Genomic DNA, 15,969 nt, shown 5'->3' with positions numbered 1-15,969 from the left:
GCGTCAGCAAGCCGATGCGGCTGAATTGGTCCGCCTTCGCAAAGACAACAAGCGGCTTGCTCAGGACGTGGAGATTTTGCACAAAGCATCCGCTTTTTTCGCAACGCGGGCGGTGAAACCATGACGAGCAAGCGCACTTTCATCACTGCCCATAAAGCGCAATATGCGGTTTCAATATTATGCCGTCTCCTGGAGATATCCCGGGGCTGGTTCTACGGATTTCCAGCCAGTCAGCCTGCACGCGATCAACGTCAAGTTAATCGTGAGGCCCGAGATCAGGAGTTGCTTCCCAAGATTAAAACCTTCTTCAAGGTCAGTAAGAAATGCTATGGATCAAAGCGTATTCACCAAGACTTGCTGGCGGATAGTGAGGTCGTCTCTGAACGTCGTGTTGCCAGAATAATGAAGGAAAACAAGGTGTCTTCGCTTCTTCGCAAGCGTAGAAAGCCAATCACGACGGACAGCGATCATGAGCTGAAGCCTTCCATTGCCCCCTCTCACACATACTGCGTATGTGCTGCCGGCAATGGGCAGGCGATTGCGAAGCAATCTGCCGAGAGGGGCCAAACTTGCTGGAACAGAAGTTCCACAGCCAGACGCCTAATACCGTTTGCCCTCTCAGCGATGCAGAGCATCGCCTGCCGGGTAATAGGTGGCCGACATCACCTATATCGACACCCCCTCTCGGGATCATGCTTCGCATAACCCTGCCGGGCAGTGGGTAGGGGCCGCCAATATGCTGCTGGGGACTATCGCAAGTTGATCAAAAAGGCGAAGCTTACCCAATCCATGAGCCGCAAGGGCGAGTGCCTCGACAATGCGGCTCATGGAGAGTTTCTTTGCCTCACTGAAAAAGGAACTGGTGCACCATCAGCGCTTCAAAACACGCGCCCAGGCCAAGGCTGTAATCTTTGAATACATCGAGGTCTTCTATAACCGCCAGCGTCGCCATTCCGGCGTCGGATATCAAACGCCGCAACAGGCCTTCAATAATATGACTTGGGAAATGGCCGCATAGGGTCAATAAATAAGCCGCATAGGGTCAATAACTAAACTGTACGGTTTCAGGGACGAAGTTCAGGATGGTTTTCGCGTCAGTCACTGACAACCGACATACGGAAAAAGTGACCGTTGGTCTTGATCAGGCCAATGGCTGCTTTCGAGAAAAAAGGAATTTGACCAACAGCAGCTTTGTGTCCCAAAACAGTATTTTTGGGGCGATTTTTTCGGATGCACAAAAGTCTACTTTGAATGACAGAGCTCCTGTTGCTAAACGCCACTTATCTGTGACAAACCAAGCAAAAGCGGCCCTATGGGTCACCCTGCCATTTTCCATCAAAGATCAGGTCTTCAAGCGGCGTGCGCCGGTTCCAACCTTTGACCTCAAGCTCGGGACGTTCATAAAGCTGATCAACATATCCAAGACAGAGGTAGCCAACAATCTCGATCCGGTCGGGGATCGCGAGAATACGCTTCAGGTCAGCATCATGGAAAATACTTACCCAACCCATACCGACCCCTTCGGCCCGGGCGGCAAGCCAAAGGTTCTGGATGGCGCAGACTGTGCTGTATAGATCCATGCTTGAGTTGTGGGTTCGGCCCAGCACGACATCGCCGCCGCGCGTCCGATCACAGGTCACACAGATATTCACTGGTGCCTTGCGGATCCCTTCAAGCTTCAGTGACTGGTAAGTGGACTGCCGTTCACCGCTAAACATAGCGGCGGCTTCGTCGTTCGCACCTCTAAAGGCCTGCCAAATCCGTTCACGGTCTGCCGAACTGCGGATGACAATAAAATTCCACGGCTGCACGAAGCCTACCGACGGCGCATGGTGCGCCGCATCGAGCAATCTGAGTAATACCTTGTCCGAAAGCGGATCAGGCAGGAATTGATCGCGCACATCACGGCGGGTATAGATGGCTTTATAAACGGCATTGCGTTCGGATTCAGAAAAGGGTGCGGCCTGAGCCAGCGCTGACGTGTTTGGCATTGTTTGGTCCCCAACAATACGTGTAATCGCCCGCCCCACCGTCCTCGTGGAACAGGCTGCGCTGTCTGGCCGGTCTTCTGACTTAGGGTCTTCTGATCTCAGCGCCTTCCCGGATTACTCCAGTGGCATTCGCAGAGATCATCACCTTCACAGCGTTGGGCACGTGCTGGACTTTCACCAGCTTCCCGATTCTCCCGCATAAGCAGGCACCAGACTGTCACAGTGACACATGATACACGTTCGAGAACAAGGCTGAGTTCGTTCTGAACAGCAAAACATGTTAAGGGCGAAGCTGTTCTAGGCGCAATCATGACTGCAGATCTTAAATTTCCGCCCTGTCAGCGTTAGTTGCAATGCCTGAACGGCTCCTAAGGTCGGAGTTGGCACCTGATCATAGCGGTCCATCTATGTTGGTGTGAAAATGGATAGCATGGAGTTCCTGCTTGCCCATCACAGCAGAGGCAGATCCTGCGTTGAGCATCGACCTGACAATTTGGATCACCTCCCTAGAATCAGGTCCACGGCCAATAAAATCGCTAAGAAAGGCAGCGTGGCGGGTCAGATCACTTTGGCACCGTGCACCACTTCGCTCGCGGCAGCCAAGTTTACTGAGCGCACCCTTGAGCTTGGCTGTTTGTACACGAATATCTGGAATTACGGCCGATTTCAACTGATCGACGCAACACATGCATCGAAACGCTCTGCGGGAGTCTCGTATCCGAGCGTCATACGAGGTCGCTCATTGGGCTGCCTTGCGACGGCGCTCAGTTTTGCTTGACTATGTATCGATAAATCTGTGCTTTTTGGGACGTACTGTCGCCGCAGGCGGTTGGTGTTTCCGTTTGTCCCACGCTGCCACGCGTTGCCTGACAGGCGCATGCGAAGCATGCTGCCGAGAGGAGCTGTGTGGGTCGCATAAGTACACGTTGATATCCGTCGCTAGCGTGAACTACTTATGCCCAGCCATTTCCGACCCGCGTTCCCAAGTCAGTGAGCGATACAGGTCTTTTGGCAGTTTGCGTGACTGTCTGATTAAGGCCTGAATGACACTGTGGCGGTCTTTGTTACTGACCTTGGCCAGCATTACATAACACGTGTGCCGTGCGACGAGAGTAGCGATGGCCAGAGCCTGCGATCAGGTCTCCTTTCCCCTTATCGGTGATAGCGTCGTGCTAAAAGCACGCCTTTGGCGCGATGCAATCGCCTAACCGCTGCCCGGCAGTGCATTTTTACATGCCCGAGAGGGGGCAGTGAATCCCACACAGCAATGTCAGGTTGGGCTGCGCGGTCTTGAGCACAGCCGCCATTAAGTCTGACCTCTCTGCTGATCGTCGAGACCGAACGCCTTAACGTTCGGGCAATCGATCGCAAAGACAACGGCCCGATCAGCCCCCGGTCAGACCCTGTGATATCTCTTCGCGTTCCGTCAGGGTCAGCGCCAAGCGGGACCTGACGCAATCTGCCGGCGAATGCCACCAGTGCGCACATGGAGCGGGTAAATCCAAGATGATGAGCGCCCAAGACCTCGCCCGATCGACCTCATCGCCCCCAAAGTTGCCATCGACCTCAGATATCCGACTTTTGCGTGCCTGTAAAAACACGTGGCGACGGTACTTCATATGGCTCACGCCATCCTTCCAAAAAGATTACAGTGTTGCGCCGATCAGTTGAAACCGCCGCCCTTGGTGTACCCAACTGAATGCACCACAACCCCGCGTTTTTGGACCGGTTGTTGCCTGCGCAGTTAGCGCCCAATTATGAGGTTACGAAATGGTCTTCGCGGATCACTCACAGGTTTTTGCGAACCCAATTGCGGGCGTTTTCCTCGACTTTCCTAAGCAGTTTGAACAGCTGCGCTTGTTCACTCGCAGTCAGGTCTGCAAGCAGAACTGCATTCACGTCCTCATAAATGGTGTGGAGGTAGCGAAACCCTTCAGCCTTCGGGCTTAGACTTACGCTAACCGCGCGACGGTCTTTATTGTTCTGTGTGCGCAGCAAAAGCCCCCCCATGACCATTCTTTCAACGATACGGGATGTGGCTGGCGGGGCGTTCCCCGTTAACTTGGCGAGGTCTTTGAGACTCATGTCGCCGTTTTGCCAAAGCGATGACAACACTGCCCACTGCGCCAAGGTCAGGTCATGGGGTTCCAAAAGCTGATTGCAGACAGCGTTGCCGACTGAGGCCGTGATGTTTAACTGGCGTCCAATGGAGACGGGCACAACGAGGGGTTTGGGCTTCATAGTATTAGTTGCCATGTAATCTATTGTAATGTTACCTAGTTGTATCAATTGATTCTGCCCCGGGATAGACATGAAAACCAAAACACACGCACTTATGCTCACGGGCCTCTTTGCAATGGCACCCTTCACGGTCACGGCACAAAGTAATGATACGGTGCAACCAGAGCAGGGGATTGAAGGCAGGGCAGTAGGAGAGACGATCTTTGACTCTCTGGACGCTAACCGGCGTGCTACGATCCATGTGGGTGATATCGAAAAATTTCGGGCGTCAGTTTTTTCCGGCATGGATTACGATACAAACGGGAAGGTCACTTATACAGAGTTTTCGGGCTGGGATCCGGGTTTTGCCCGTGTTGCAGAAGCGGAAGGTCGCAGCGATGCCTACACAACCGCGCCCAAAATTATCTTTGCGTTCTGGGATAGAAACGGTGACGGGGATTTGACCCAACCCGAAATGCGCAGCTCGTTATCGTCTGATGTTCGTCGTGCCGATTTTGATGACGACGGGCTGTTGACGCGCGCTGAATTCATTCAAGGATTTCCGCTTATGGCGGCGATGCGGGCCGCAATTCGTCCGGACCTGTAAGTGTTTCACATATGGTAACCTAGCTATGAGAAGCACCCCTAAAAACTACGGCACGGTCGCAATTTTGTTTCACTGGGCGAGCGCCATTCTCATCATTGCCCTCATTGGGAGCGGCTTCCGGTCAGGTTTTTCAGACGATGCTGCTACGAAAATGGCGGTCCTGCGCGTTCATTTGCCTGCTGCGGGCCTCGTCTTGTTGCTGACCATTGTCCGACTGGTTTGGTGGCGGCGCTTTGACGTTAAAACCGCGCCGGTCGACGGCGTGCCACACTGGCAAGACGTCATTGCAAGGTGGACCCACCGCGCTCTCTACCTGACTGTGCTGCTCATGCTTGCAAGTGGTATCGCTATGTTAGTTCTTTCAGGGCGGCCTGATGCGCTGTTTGGCGCGGCACCTTTACCCGAATTGGCCGATCTTAAACCGCGCGCTGCCCACGGGATTGTGGCACGGGTATTTGCGGGTTTGATCGTTCTGCACGCGTTAGCAGCGATCTATCATCATATGGTTTTGAAGGACCGAACGTTAAGACGGATGTGGTTTGGTAGGACGTAACTGCGCGGCCCGAAATGCCAAGAAACCACGGTTATGGACCGCCGACCAACGACATCACCTAACCGCCCCAACAAAAAAGGCCCGACATTTCTGACGGGCCTTTCATAATTCAAACGCTGCCCCCTTAACGGCGGCGGTCGCGGCGTGATGACATTGGCTGGAACGCGACGCCGACGTGGGCTTCGCAATAGGGTTTGCCTTGCTTTACGTCCAACCCACAAAACCAGAACTGTTCCGTTGCCGGATCGCCAACAGGCCATTTGCAGGTCTTTTCGGTCAATTCCATCAAGGAAATCTTCTTGGCGGTTTTCTCCACCTCGTTGACCTTGCGCAAGGCCTCAGGGCTGATTTCATTGGCCGATGGTTGCGGTGGCAATGGCTGGCCTGCCGGAATGATCTGGCGGCGCGCGTGGGGCACTTTGGGTTGCGGTGGCGGGGACGCTGACTCAGTACGCGGTTCCTGAATTTCCACGAGTTCGTTTGCTTTGGGCGGTGCCGCCTTGGGCTTGGCCGGTGCCTTGGGCTTGGCGTCCGCTTTGGGGGCTGCGGGCTTGCTTGCGCCGCCGGATCCTGCACGGTTGCTCAGCCCCAGACGGTGCACTTTGCCGATGACTGCGTTGCGCGTGACGCCGCCCAGTTCTTTGGCGATCTGGCTGGCGGACTGGCCCTCCCCCCACATCTTTTTCAACACGTCTACGCGGTCGTCGGTCCAGGACATATTAGTTCCACTTATTTGGCCAGGGCTATGGCGCGGGGGTTGGGTATGCGCCCCATTAAGCGTATGGGGGCGAGAAATCTATTGATCCCTTATCCTAAGCTCCCTAGCGGCGGATACAACCACCCCCGCGCCAAAAAGGAATCACTGATGCACGACAGCAAGGCCGATATGGCAAATGACATGGGCATGCGTCGCTTTGGGGCGGTGAACTGGCTGGGGACATGGACCCTCGCGCGGCGCGAAGTGTTGCGGTTCATGAACGTCTGGTCGCAGACGATTATGGGGCCGTTGGTGAATGCGGGGCTGTTCCTGCTGATCTTTACGATCGCCATTGGCCCGCAGCGCGGCGACGTGATGGGCGTGCCGTTTATGGAATTTCTCGCGCCGGGGATTTTGACGATGACGGTGATCCAGAATGCATTCGCTAATACGTCGTCGTCTATCGCGTCCGCCAAGGTGGGTGGCAACATTGTTGATACTTTGATGCCACCACTGTCTGCGCTGGAACTTCTGGTGGGCTATATTGCCGGTGCTGTGGCACGTGGCATGATTGTCGCAGTGGTCATCACCATCGGTGCTGTCTGGCTGATCGGCATGCCCGTAACCCACCCAGTATGGGCGCTGACGTTTATTGTTCTCGGGTCGATTCTGATGGGCGCGCTTGGCATGGTGGCGGCGGTTTTTGCCAACAAATTCGACCAGCTAAGTGCGATTACAAACTTCCTCGTCACGCCGCTCGCGTTTCTGTCGGGTACGTTCTATTCCATCGAAGCCCTGCCGCAGCTCTTGCAAACCCTGTGCCGATGGAACCCGTTTTTCTACATCATCGACGGTGTTCGCTTTGGCACCATCGGTGTCAGCGACAGCAACCCGTGGCTTGGCCTTGCGGTGGTGCTTGGGTGTTCTGCGCTGGTGTTGGCCATCGTGTGGTACTGGTTGAAAATTGGCTACCGGTTGAAGGCCTAGACCCGCCCGCCCATGCTGACAGGGATGCGCCGCAAGCGCGCGCGATTCACCGCCTCGCGCCAAGCAAGCAGTGCCGCACCCGATACGATGATCGCAGCCCCCAACACGCTGATCCAATCGGGGACTTGCGCAAAAATCGCCCAGTCATACAAGCCGGCAAAGATCAGCGTCAGGTAGCTGAACGGTGTCACATATGATGCATCTGCGCGCGCCATGGCATTGATAAAACAGGTCTGCGCGCCCGCCATCATCAGCCCCAACGCCAATAAGACGCCCCACTGCGCCAAAGTCGGCGCCGCCCAAAACGCGATCACTGCCACGCTCATCAACACACAGCCAATGGCGTTGTTGATCAACAGAATCTGTAGCGGCGGTTCGCGATCGGCCAGCTTTTTGATGAACACCAGCTCAAACCCCATCGCCAGCGCCGCCCCAAGTGCGAGCAATGCGGCAACCTGAAATGTATCCGGTCCTGGGCGCAACAAGATCAGCGCACCCGCAAACGCCATCGCCGCGGCCAACCATCGCCAACGCCCAACTTTTTCGCCCAGAAACGGAATAGCCAAGATCATTCCGAACACAGGGTTCAGAAAACTAATCGCCGTTGCGTCCGACATCGGGATGAACGCGACTGCGGCAAACATCAGCGTCACACCCGTCGCGCCGCAAATTGTGCGCGATACATGCAACGTTATATTGGGGTTGCGAATTTTCGGGCGCAGTACCGCGCTTGCCGCGATGAACCCCATAAACGCAAACATAAATCGCCCGTGGCTGATCTGTAGCGGATGCAGCGGCGCGCCAAGCGTGTCGGTCCCCAAAGACTTTGCGGCAAGCATGGTTCCTGCGATAAACAGCGTTGCTGTGATCATCAGCGCAACGGCTGTCAAAGGGGCTTGCGGGCGGGCCATTCGTTTCAATGCCACGGCCAAGATGCGGGTTCAAGACATGTATTCATTGCAAAACACTGCTGTTTTGCCCTATAATGCAGGTGATTTTATGGGAGCGTTATGATGGAACGAACCGGACATTGTCTTTGCGAGGCGACGCATTACACCGTCACCACGGACGCTAAATTCGGTATCAGGTGCTACTGCGGCGATTGCAGACGGTTGTCGGGTGCAGGTTCGGTTGCGCAGTTCGCTTTTCCAGCGGCGACGGTCACGATAGAAGGTCCGCTCAAACATCATTTCGGCACAGCTGACAGCGGCAACGCGCTTAATTTTGGGTTTTGTGGTGACTGCGGTTCCCCCATCATGAAAACGACAACCCGCGCCGAAGGCCTGATTTTTATCTATGCGGGCAGCATGGAAAACACAGATGGTTTGCCGCCCCTGCGCCCTGTGTTCGAAGAACAGCGCCCGCCATGGGACGTCCCACTGGCAACATGATCTTCGGCTCGTTGCCCCCTTGCCATAACGAGCCAAATTGCCTTACAAAACCTCATGACAATGTTTTTGACCCACGCAGCATGTCGACGCCGACGCTGATCCCCTGATCCGCGCCCGAATCTGCGCCCGAGGCGGCAATCACCACATCTGCTGTCCAAACCCTGTCTAACCACCTAACATTATTGACTTATGGCCCCCGCTCAATCACGTAGGGTCCTTTATTTACAAAGGAAGATCGCAATGATCACGTCCATCCTTCCGACCTATAACCGCGCGCCACTGACGTTCGTCAGTGGGTCAGGCTCTTGGCTGGTTGAGGCAGACGGGCGACGTTTCTTGGATCTTGGCGCTGGCATTGCGGTGAACGTTCTGGGCCATGCGCACCCCGATCTGGTTGCGGCGCTGACGCAACAGGCCAACAAACTGTGGCATGTATCCAACCTGTATCATATCGGACCACAGCAAAAGCTCGCTGATCTGTTGGTCGAACACACCTTTGCCGACACGGTCTTTTTCACCAATTCCGGCACCGAAGCCTGTGAATTGGCTGTTAAAATGGCCCGTAAATACCACTACGACAATGGCGCGCCTGAGCGCACGGACATCATCACCTTTGATGGGTCATTTCACGGCCGATCATCCGCTGGCATCGCTGCCGCAGGATCTGAAAAGATGACCAAAGGCTTTGGCCCGCTGCTGCCCGGATTTGTCCACCTGCCGTTCGGTGATCACGACGCCTTAATCGAGGCCGCAAAATCCCCAACCGTAGGCGCCATCATGGTTGAACCCGTGCAGGGCGAAGGCGGCATTCGCGCGGTGCCTGATGCCTGCCTTAGGGGTTTGCGCGATCTTTGTGATGAACATGGCATCTTGATGATCTTGGACGAAGTGCAATGTGGCGTTGCGCGCACCGGCAAACTGTTCGCCCATGAATGGGCAGGAATCATGCCCGATATCATGATGGTCGCTAAGGGCATCGGTGGTGGTTTTCCACTGGGCGCAGTTCTTGCATCCCAAAACGCGGCGTCTGGCATGACCGCCGGCACCCACGGGTCAACCTATGGTGGCAACCCGTTGGCCTGTGCTGTGGGCTGCAAAGTCATGGAAATCGTCGCTGACCCTGCCTTTATCGCCGATGTGAACCGCAAGGCAGGCCTGCTGCGCCAGAAACTCGAAGGCCTCGTTGCGGGCAATCCCGCGGTGTTTGAAGACGTGCGTGGCAGTGGTTTGATGCTCGGCCTGAAATGCAAAGCGATCAACATCGACATCGTGCAGGCGGGCTACAACGAAAACCTGTTGACCGTTCCCGCCGCGTATAACGTGATCCGGCTGCTTCCCCCGCTCAACATCACAGACGCCGAAATCGAAGACGCTGTTGTGCGCCTTCAAAAAGCAGCGACACGTGTAGCCCTCACTCTTTAGCCTTTCTTAATCCCGTCTTTGTTTCAAAAATATCCCGGGGGGTCTGGGGGGCTGGCCCACCAATCCTCACACAACACAAGCGAACTTATATGACCCATTTTCTAGATATCCACACCACATCCCCTGCCGACCTGCGCGGCATTATTGACTCTGCGGCATCAATGAAATCGGCCCGCGCGGGCCTGCCCAAAGGCACACCAGACGCCGATCAACCGCTGGCCAACCACATGGTTGCGCTGATTTTTGAAAAACCATCCACGCGAACCCGCATTTCCTTTGACGTGGGTGTGCGGCAGATGGGTGGCGAAACGATGGTGCTGTCGGGCAAAGACATGCAGCTTGGCCACGGTGAAACCATCGCCGATACTGCGCGCGTGTTGTCGCGCTATGTGGATTTAATCATGATCCGCACATTCGAAGAACAGACGCTGCTGGAAATGGCAGAATACGCGTCCGTCCCTGTGATCAACGGGCTGACCGATCGCACCCATCCATGCCAGATTATGGCAGATATTCTGACGTTCGAAGAACACAGCGGCCCGATCAAAGGCAAAAAGGTCGTCTGGTCGGGGGATGGCAACAACGTGTTTGCGTCCTTTGCCCACGCCGCCAAACAGTTCGACTTTGATCTGGTTTTCACTGGCCCTGAAACCCTGCAACCTGAGGCCGCGTTGGATGGGCTCTACACGACTGAACGCAATCCTAACCTTGCAGTGCAGGGGGCTGACCTTGTGGTGACAGACACATGGGTTTCGATGCACGACCCGCAATCCGCCCGCGAACGCCGCCACAACCAGTTGCGTGGCTATCAGGTCAACGCGGATCTTATGTCCAAGGCCAAGCCGGACGCGCTGTTCATGCACTGCCTGCCTGCGCACCGCGACGATGAAGCCACATCAGAGGTCATGGACGGCCTACGTTCCGTCATTTGGGACGAAGCCGAAAACCGCATGCACGCGCAGAAGGCTGTATTACGGTATTGCTTAGGTCGATAAATCCAAAGGATTTTCGACCTGTGTGGGGAAGCGATTGGGCCGCGCCCAATGGCGGCCACACCCGGTAATAAACTGGGCGAGGGGGCGTGCTTCACGGGCATGTTAATTTAGCGCGCCCTAAACACTGAGTGTTAACGCAATTGCCAAGAAAGTGGCAATCGCTGCCTCACACCCGTCGAAACCTTGTTTCGACGTCGTAACGTCATCTCTTGTCTCGTTAGAAAACAGGCATACTAACAAAGGTGAAACTAAAAAGCCTGAGTAACATGATCGATATCAACCCAGACACCACCGTTCATCCTGCCCGTCTTTCACGAGCATGGCAGGCGCTGAACCAGTTTGCATTCTATCCGGTCCTGTTCACCCAAGGTCCTTTCATCCGATGGAACACCTTGAAACTGCCGGAACCCGTTGGCCCACGCGCAGGCGTGATCGGGTCAGGCCCCGATTTGCGTCTGTTGATCCTAGGCGACAGTTCCGCCGCTGGCGTTGGCGTCACCGATCAATCTGATGCGCTGTCGGGCCAGATCGCCACGCTTTTGTCAGATCATGTGCGGCTGGATTGGCAGCTTGTGGCCCGCAGTGGCGACACCACGCCGATGGCCCTGTCTCGTGTAAAGGCGGCACAACCCCGCCAAGTTGATATTGCCGTTTTGGGTTTGGGCGTGAACGACATCCTGCATGGCACGACACGCGCCACATGGCTGGCGCAAACACAGGCGCTGATTGATCATTTGACCGGACCGATGGGCATCGGTCGCGTTTATGTTTCTGGCTTGCCACCCGTCGGGCAATTCCCGCGCCTGCCCAACCCGCTGCGCTGGACGTTGGGGCACCGCGCTGCACGGTTTGATCGTGGATTGCGCAAAATGTTGGCTGATCAGCCACTGGCAACGATGATCCCCGCCAACATGAAAATGCACGCAGACGTCATGTCTGAAGACGGGTTCCACCCCGGTCCGCGGGTCTACGCACAATGGGCACGTACGATTGTGGCGCAGTTCAATTTAGATCGTGGCTTGTGACCTTGTAGCTTGGGGGCGGGAGGTTTAGTTCTTGGGTATTTATTAAAGGATACCCCGATGCCTGAAACTGCAACGCTTGGCCTGTACGGTCTCGGAACCATGGGCAGCGCCCTTGCTCTCAATATTTTGGACAATGGCTTTGGGCTACATGTCTCGAATAGATCCAGCGATGCGGTGCTGGAATTTGTCAAAGAAGCAGGCACCGAAGGGCTGGCCGACAAGCTGACAGGTAGCGACAGCCTGACGGCGATGGTCGATGCCATGCCAGCCCCGCGCGCAATCATTTTGATGGTACCATCGGGCAAACCGGTTGATGCGACAATCGACATGCTGATCCCGCTTTTGGCCAAGGGTGACACGATCATTGACGCTGGAAATTCTGATTTTCGCGACACCATCCGGCGCACCGAAGGCATCGAAGCGCAGGGCCTGACATTCATCGGCATGGGCGTGTCGGGTGGCGAAGATGGCGCGCGCCACGGACCGTCGATCATGGTCGGTGGCACCCCCGCCGCATGGGACGCAACCCGTGAGGTTATCGAAGCGATTGCTGCCAAATTTGATGGTGCGGCTTGTGCCGATCACCTCGGCCCCGGCGGGGCAGGGCATTTCGTCAAGACTGTGCACAACGGGATTGAATACGCCGATATGCAACTGATTGCTGAAATTTACGGCTTGATGCGCTATGGCTGCAATCAATCGCCCAGCGACATTGGCGCGGTGTTTGAAACTTGGAACAAAGGTGCGCTTGAAAGCTATCTGGTTGAGATTACGGGCAATGTCTTGCAAGCCGTCGACAGTGAGACCCAAAAACCCGCGGTCGACGTGATCCTTGATGCGGCAGGGCAAAAAGGCACGGGCCGCTGGACTGCAATCGAAGCCATCCGCATGGGTCAGTCTGCCAATGTGATCGAAGCAGCAGTCGCCGCGCGCGCTTGGTCGTCCGAGGGCGCAGCGCGGACCGTCGGTGCGGGTATCTATGACGCTCCACGCGGTGAACTGGCGCTAGGTGATGGAGATTTTGAGTCCGCACTGCTCGTGGGACGTATCGTCTCCTACGCCCAAGGTTTTCGCATCCTCGCCGCCGCATCGGAGGAGTTTGAGTGGTCCATCGATCCCGCCCGCACCGCCGAAGTCTGGCGCGCAGGGTGCATCATCCGCTCCGCGATGCTGGACGACATCGCGTCGGCGTTTCGCAGTGATTTGCCCGAAGGCCAGTTGATTTTCGCGGACCACTTTGCGGCGATCATCAAAGACGCATTGCCTGCCTTGCGCCGCGTGGTGAGTGCGGCAACCGCCGCTGGCCACGCCGTCCCCGCATTGGCATCCGCGCTGGGCTTTCTGGACACCATGGGCTGCGCGCGCGGCACGGCGGATTTGATCCAGGCGCAGCGGGATTTCTTTGGGCGACACGGGTTTGTGCGGCTGGACGGGCGCAGGGATCAACACGGGCCGTGGTGGGATTGATCTAAGGATCAGCGCTTGCAGCGGGCGGGGGCGCACCTGCGGTGCGCAAGACAGAAGGTATTTAGAAACCAAAGAAATTGAAGCGGCGCGACAATCTGCGGGGTTTTGTACGGCCAGTTCTATCTGCGGGGTTTTACGCGCCCAGTTCTATCTGCGGGGTTTTACGCGCAAGGTCGGGTCGGCTTGCGTCGGGTCTTCGGGCCACGGATGGCGCGGGTAACGACCGCGCATGTCTTTGCGCACGTCACCGTAAGATGTGGCCCAGAAACCGGGAACGTCCATGGTTGTCTGGATTGGTTTTTGTCCTGGGGACAGGAATGTCACGCGCAGGGGGCGGCCCGCGACGGTCGGATGGCAGGTGGTTCCGAACATTTCCTGCAGACGCAGTGTGATTTCAGGCGCCTCACCGCTGTAATCAATCGGTGTGTGGCGGCCCAACGGTGTGGTGAACTGTGCGGGGGCCTCAGTATCCACGCGCTGCATTTGGTCCCACGTTAAGATCGCGCGCAAGGCTTGCAGAGTGTCGTGGGATTTCCATTGTGCCGCCGTCTGCACGCCTTGCAGGTAAGGCAGAAGCCAGTCGTTGAGCCTGTCCATAAGGGCTGCGTCCGACAGGTCTGGCAAGTCCGGTGCAACTGCGCGCACCAGTTCAACACGGGCGCGAAACCGATCGGCGGCAGCGCTGAATTTGAACCCCAGCGCGCGCACCCCGTCGAGCATGGCAAACGCCACCGCGTCCCTTGGCACGTCCGTCCATGCCACCTCCGACAGCACCACTGCGCCCAATTGTTCCTGCGATCGCGCCAGCACTTTGCCGCTGCGTTTGGACCACGCACAAGTCTGCACGACACTGATCTGCCCCCCCGCCACCGCGCGCACGTCAGCTTCGGATATCACCAGAGCCGTGCGAATTTTGGCCTCTCGCGGGTTGCCGTCGGTGTCGGTGACGATCAACAATCTCTGCCCCGCGAGGGCATCCGCGCCATCCATCACAGCGCCTTTTCCGCCCGACAGCACGTAGCGCGGGTCATCGCCGGATCGCCGCAGTGCGATGCGGTCAGGGTAGGCCATAGCCGCATAGACTTCGCTCGGTTGTTCAGCCCGAACAGGGGCAAGTTTCGCCAACCGCTTGGCCTCTTGTTTGACGCGGGCCAGCGCTCCTTGGCGCACCGAATACCCTCCGCGTTCCCCTGCCAGTGCTTTGATGCGCAAAGATAAATCCGCAGGTGCGCCTTGCAGGATATCGCGTTCTGACAACAATGCCGCAAGCCCTGCCGCCGCCTTGCCGCATGCCACCAACATATGGCCCAAACGCGGATGCAGTGGCAGCCGTGCCAATGCGCGGCCGTGCTCGGTAATCCGCCCACCGTTGAGGGCCCCCAAAGCATTCAACAGGCTGCGCGCCTCGGCCAGTGCGCCTGTTGGCGGGTCGGTCAGGAACGGCAATCCATCGCTGCCCCAGACCGCCAGTTCAACCGCCAGCCCTGTTAGATCGGCCGCCTCAATCTCAGCGGGTGGAAACGCCGCCAACGCGCCGTCTTCGCCTTTGGCCCATAGTTTATAGGCGATCCCTTCGGCGACCCGCCCCGCGCGGCCTGCGCGCTGTGTGGCCTCGGCGCGGGTCACGCGTTCCGTCACCAGCCGCGACATGCCCGATCCGGGATCAAACCGCGCACGACGGGACCGTCCACAATCGACCACAACACGAATGTCTTCGATCGTGAGAGATGTTTCCGCGATCGATGTGGCCAGCACGATCTTGCGCCCCGACGTGACGGGGGCAATCGCGGCGCGTTGGTCGGCAAACGGCAACGCCCCAAACAACGGGCGCACGGAACAATCGTTTGGCAATCTCCCTGCCAGCCGCCCCTGAACCCGCCGGATTTCGCCCTCTCCGGGCAGAAACACCAATACGCCGCCTTGGGTTTCACCAACCGCCTGCGCCACCAAATCCGCCGCCGCTGCGTCAAACCGATCTTCTTTGCGCAACGGACGGTCCAGCCAGCGTGGTTCAACGGCATAGGCATGCCCCTGCGACGTGACTGTGGGTGCGCCAACCAAGTCAGCTACGGGCCCCGCGTCCAATGTTGCGGACATGACCATAATCACCAGATCGGGGCGCAGCGCTTCGCGCACTTCCAGCGTCAACGCCAATCCTAGATCTGCGTTCAACGACCGTTCGTGAAATTCATCAAAGATCACCGCGCCGATGCCGGTCAATTCCGGGTCGCTCTGGATCATGCGAGTCAAAATTCCCTCTGTCACAACCTCAATCCGCGTGGCCTTGGACACCTTCGTCTCACCGCGCATCCGGTAACCGACAGTTTCACCCACCGCCCCGCCAAGCTGCTGTGCCAACCGTTCCGCTGCTGCGCGCGTCGCCAAACGGCGTGGTTCCAGCATCACGATCCGGCCCTGCACGATGCCCGCCTGCAACAGCGCCAATGGCACCCGCGTCGTCTTGCCCGCACCTGGTGGTGCCTGTAAAACTGCGCAGCCGCGCGCGCGCACCGCCGCCAGCAGCTCCTCAAGTACGTCATCAATGGGTAAATCGTCCCTCATTCCTCCTTCATCTTGGTAAAAAAACCGATGCGCAACACCTCGTCTGGACACG

At 57.1% G+C, this 15,969-nt stretch carries 15 protein-coding genes, 1 pseudogene and 1 riboswitch; of the genes and pseudogenes, 10 read left to right on the top strand and 6 right to left on the bottom strand.

Going from position 1 to position 15,969, the window contains the following annotated elements:
* Positions 1 to 120 precede the first annotated feature (120 nt).
* Both OAN307_RS18810 and OAN307_RS28395 read left to right on the top strand, forming a co-directional pair.
* Positions 121 to 705, top strand: coding sequence for an IS3 family transposase (locus OAN307_RS18810; RefSeq protein WP_044044007.1), 585 nt, complete (start codon positions 121 to 123; stop codon positions 703 to 705).
* Positions 706 to 826: 121 nt separating this feature from the next.
* The gene (locus OAN307_RS28395) at positions 827 to 1,018 is read left to right on the top strand and encodes an IS3 family transposase (RefSeq protein WP_015500698.1); all 192 of its coding nucleotides are present in this window, start codon (positions 827 to 829) and stop codon (positions 1,016 to 1,018) included.
* 292 nt (positions 1,019 to 1,310) lie between these two features.
* Here OAN307_RS28395 and bluB read toward each other — a convergent pair whose 3' ends face one another.
* The 3 genes and pseudogenes from bluB to OAN307_RS29150 form a co-directional block, all read right to left on the bottom strand.
* The gene (bluB, locus tag OAN307_RS18800) at positions 1,311 to 1,991 is read right to left on the bottom strand and encodes a 5,6-dimethylbenzimidazole synthase (RefSeq protein WP_015501149.1); all 681 of its coding nucleotides are present in this window, start codon (positions 1,989 to 1,991) and stop codon (positions 1,311 to 1,313) included.
* Positions 1,992 to 2,041: 50 nt separating this feature from the next.
* Positions 2,042 to 2,219, bottom strand: a riboswitch (cobalamin riboswitch).
* Between the two features lie 438 nt (positions 2,220 to 2,657).
* Positions 2,658 to 3,537, bottom strand: a pseudogene (locus OAN307_RS31695) (IS30 family transposase); the annotation flags it as partial.
* Between the two features lie 242 nt (positions 3,538 to 3,779).
* Positions 3,780 to 4,232, bottom strand: a complete 453-nt coding sequence (locus OAN307_RS29150; protein ID WP_187292495.1) for a MarR family winged helix-turn-helix transcriptional regulator — start codon at positions 4,230 to 4,232, stop codon at positions 3,780 to 3,782.
* A gap of 70 nt (positions 4,233 to 4,302) precedes the next feature.
* Here OAN307_RS29150 and OAN307_RS29145 point away from each other — a divergent pair, with 70 nt between their 5' ends.
* The gene (locus tag OAN307_RS29145; RefSeq protein WP_015501144.1) at positions 4,303 to 4,818 is read left to right on the top strand and encodes an EF-hand domain-containing protein; all 516 of its coding nucleotides are present in this window, start codon (positions 4,303 to 4,305) and stop codon (positions 4,816 to 4,818) included.
* A 25-nt stretch (positions 4,819 to 4,843) separates the two neighbouring features.
* Positions 4,844 to 5,371: a cytochrome b gene (locus OAN307_RS18780; RefSeq protein WP_015501143.1), complete on the top strand. Its 528-nt coding sequence runs from the start codon at positions 4,844 to 4,846 to the stop codon at positions 5,369 to 5,371.
* Between the two features lie 124 nt (positions 5,372 to 5,495).
* On the opposite strand, the gene OAN307_RS18775 is transcribed toward OAN307_RS18780, so the two are convergent.
* Positions 5,496 to 6,089 carry a GcrA family cell cycle regulator gene (locus OAN307_RS18775; RefSeq protein WP_015501142.1) on the bottom strand — a complete coding sequence of 198 codons (594 nt, stop codon included), beginning with the start codon at positions 6,087 to 6,089 and terminating at the stop codon, positions 5,496 to 5,498.
* Positions 6,090 to 6,236: 147 nt separating this feature from the next.
* Here OAN307_RS18775 and OAN307_RS18770 point away from each other — a divergent pair, with 147 nt between their 5' ends.
* Entirely contained in the window at positions 6,237 to 7,055 is an 819-nt protein-coding gene (locus OAN307_RS18770) for an ABC transporter permease (RefSeq protein ID WP_015501141.1), read from the top strand.
* Here OAN307_RS18770 and OAN307_RS18765 read toward each other — a convergent pair.
* Positions 7,052 to 7,966, bottom strand: coding sequence for a DMT family transporter (locus OAN307_RS18765; RefSeq protein WP_044044004.1), 915 nt, complete (start codon positions 7,964 to 7,966; stop codon positions 7,052 to 7,054). The genes OAN307_RS18770 and OAN307_RS18765 overlap by 4 nt on opposite strands.
* 99 nt (positions 7,967 to 8,065) lie before the next feature.
* Here OAN307_RS18765 and OAN307_RS18760 point away from each other — a divergent pair, with 99 nt between their 5' ends.
* The 5 genes from OAN307_RS18760 to gndA all read left to right on the top strand — a co-directional run bounded on the left by OAN307_RS18760 (position 8,066) and on the right by gndA (position 13,355).
* Positions 8,066 to 8,446, top strand: coding sequence for a GFA family protein (locus OAN307_RS18760; protein ID WP_044044003.1), 381 nt, complete (start codon positions 8,066 to 8,068; stop codon positions 8,444 to 8,446).
* Positions 8,447 to 8,686: 240 nt separating this feature from the next.
* A complete protein-coding gene (locus OAN307_RS18755; protein WP_015501138.1) occupies positions 8,687 to 9,868 on the top strand; it encodes an aspartate aminotransferase family protein in 1,182 nt (393 codons plus the stop codon).
* A gap of 89 nt (positions 9,869 to 9,957) precedes the next feature.
* The gene (gene argF / locus OAN307_RS18750; protein ID WP_015501137.1) at positions 9,958 to 10,863 is read left to right on the top strand and encodes an ornithine carbamoyltransferase; all 906 of its coding nucleotides are present in this window, start codon (positions 9,958 to 9,960) and stop codon (positions 10,861 to 10,863) included.
* Positions 10,864 to 11,129: 266 nt separating this feature from the next.
* Positions 11,130 to 11,888 (top strand): SGNH/GDSL hydrolase family protein, encoded by a 759-nt coding sequence (locus OAN307_RS18745; RefSeq protein ID WP_015501136.1) that lies wholly within the window; start codon positions 11,130 to 11,132, stop codon positions 11,886 to 11,888.
* Positions 11,889 to 11,945: 57 nt separating this feature from the next.
* Complete coding sequence (gene gndA / locus OAN307_RS18740) at positions 11,946 to 13,355, top strand: NADP-dependent phosphogluconate dehydrogenase (protein ID WP_015501135.1); 1,410 nt, start codon at positions 11,946 to 11,948, stop codon at positions 13,353 to 13,355.
* A gap of 147 nt (positions 13,356 to 13,502) precedes the next feature.
* Here the strand turns inward: gndA and hrpB are convergent, their stop codons facing one another.
* A complete protein-coding gene (hrpB, locus tag OAN307_RS18735) occupies positions 13,503 to 15,917 on the bottom strand; it encodes an ATP-dependent helicase HrpB (protein ID WP_015501134.1) in 2,415 nt (804 codons plus the stop codon).
* Between the last annotated feature and the right edge of the window lie 52 nt (positions 15,918 to 15,969).

The sequence above is a fragment of the Octadecabacter antarcticus 307 genome, from assembly GCF_000155675.2.
GTDB lineage: Bacteria > Pseudomonadota > Alphaproteobacteria > Rhodobacterales > Rhodobacteraceae > Octadecabacter > Octadecabacter antarcticus.
Note: the sequence above shows the minus strand (reverse complement) of the source record. Positions and strands in the feature narration are given on the sequence as shown.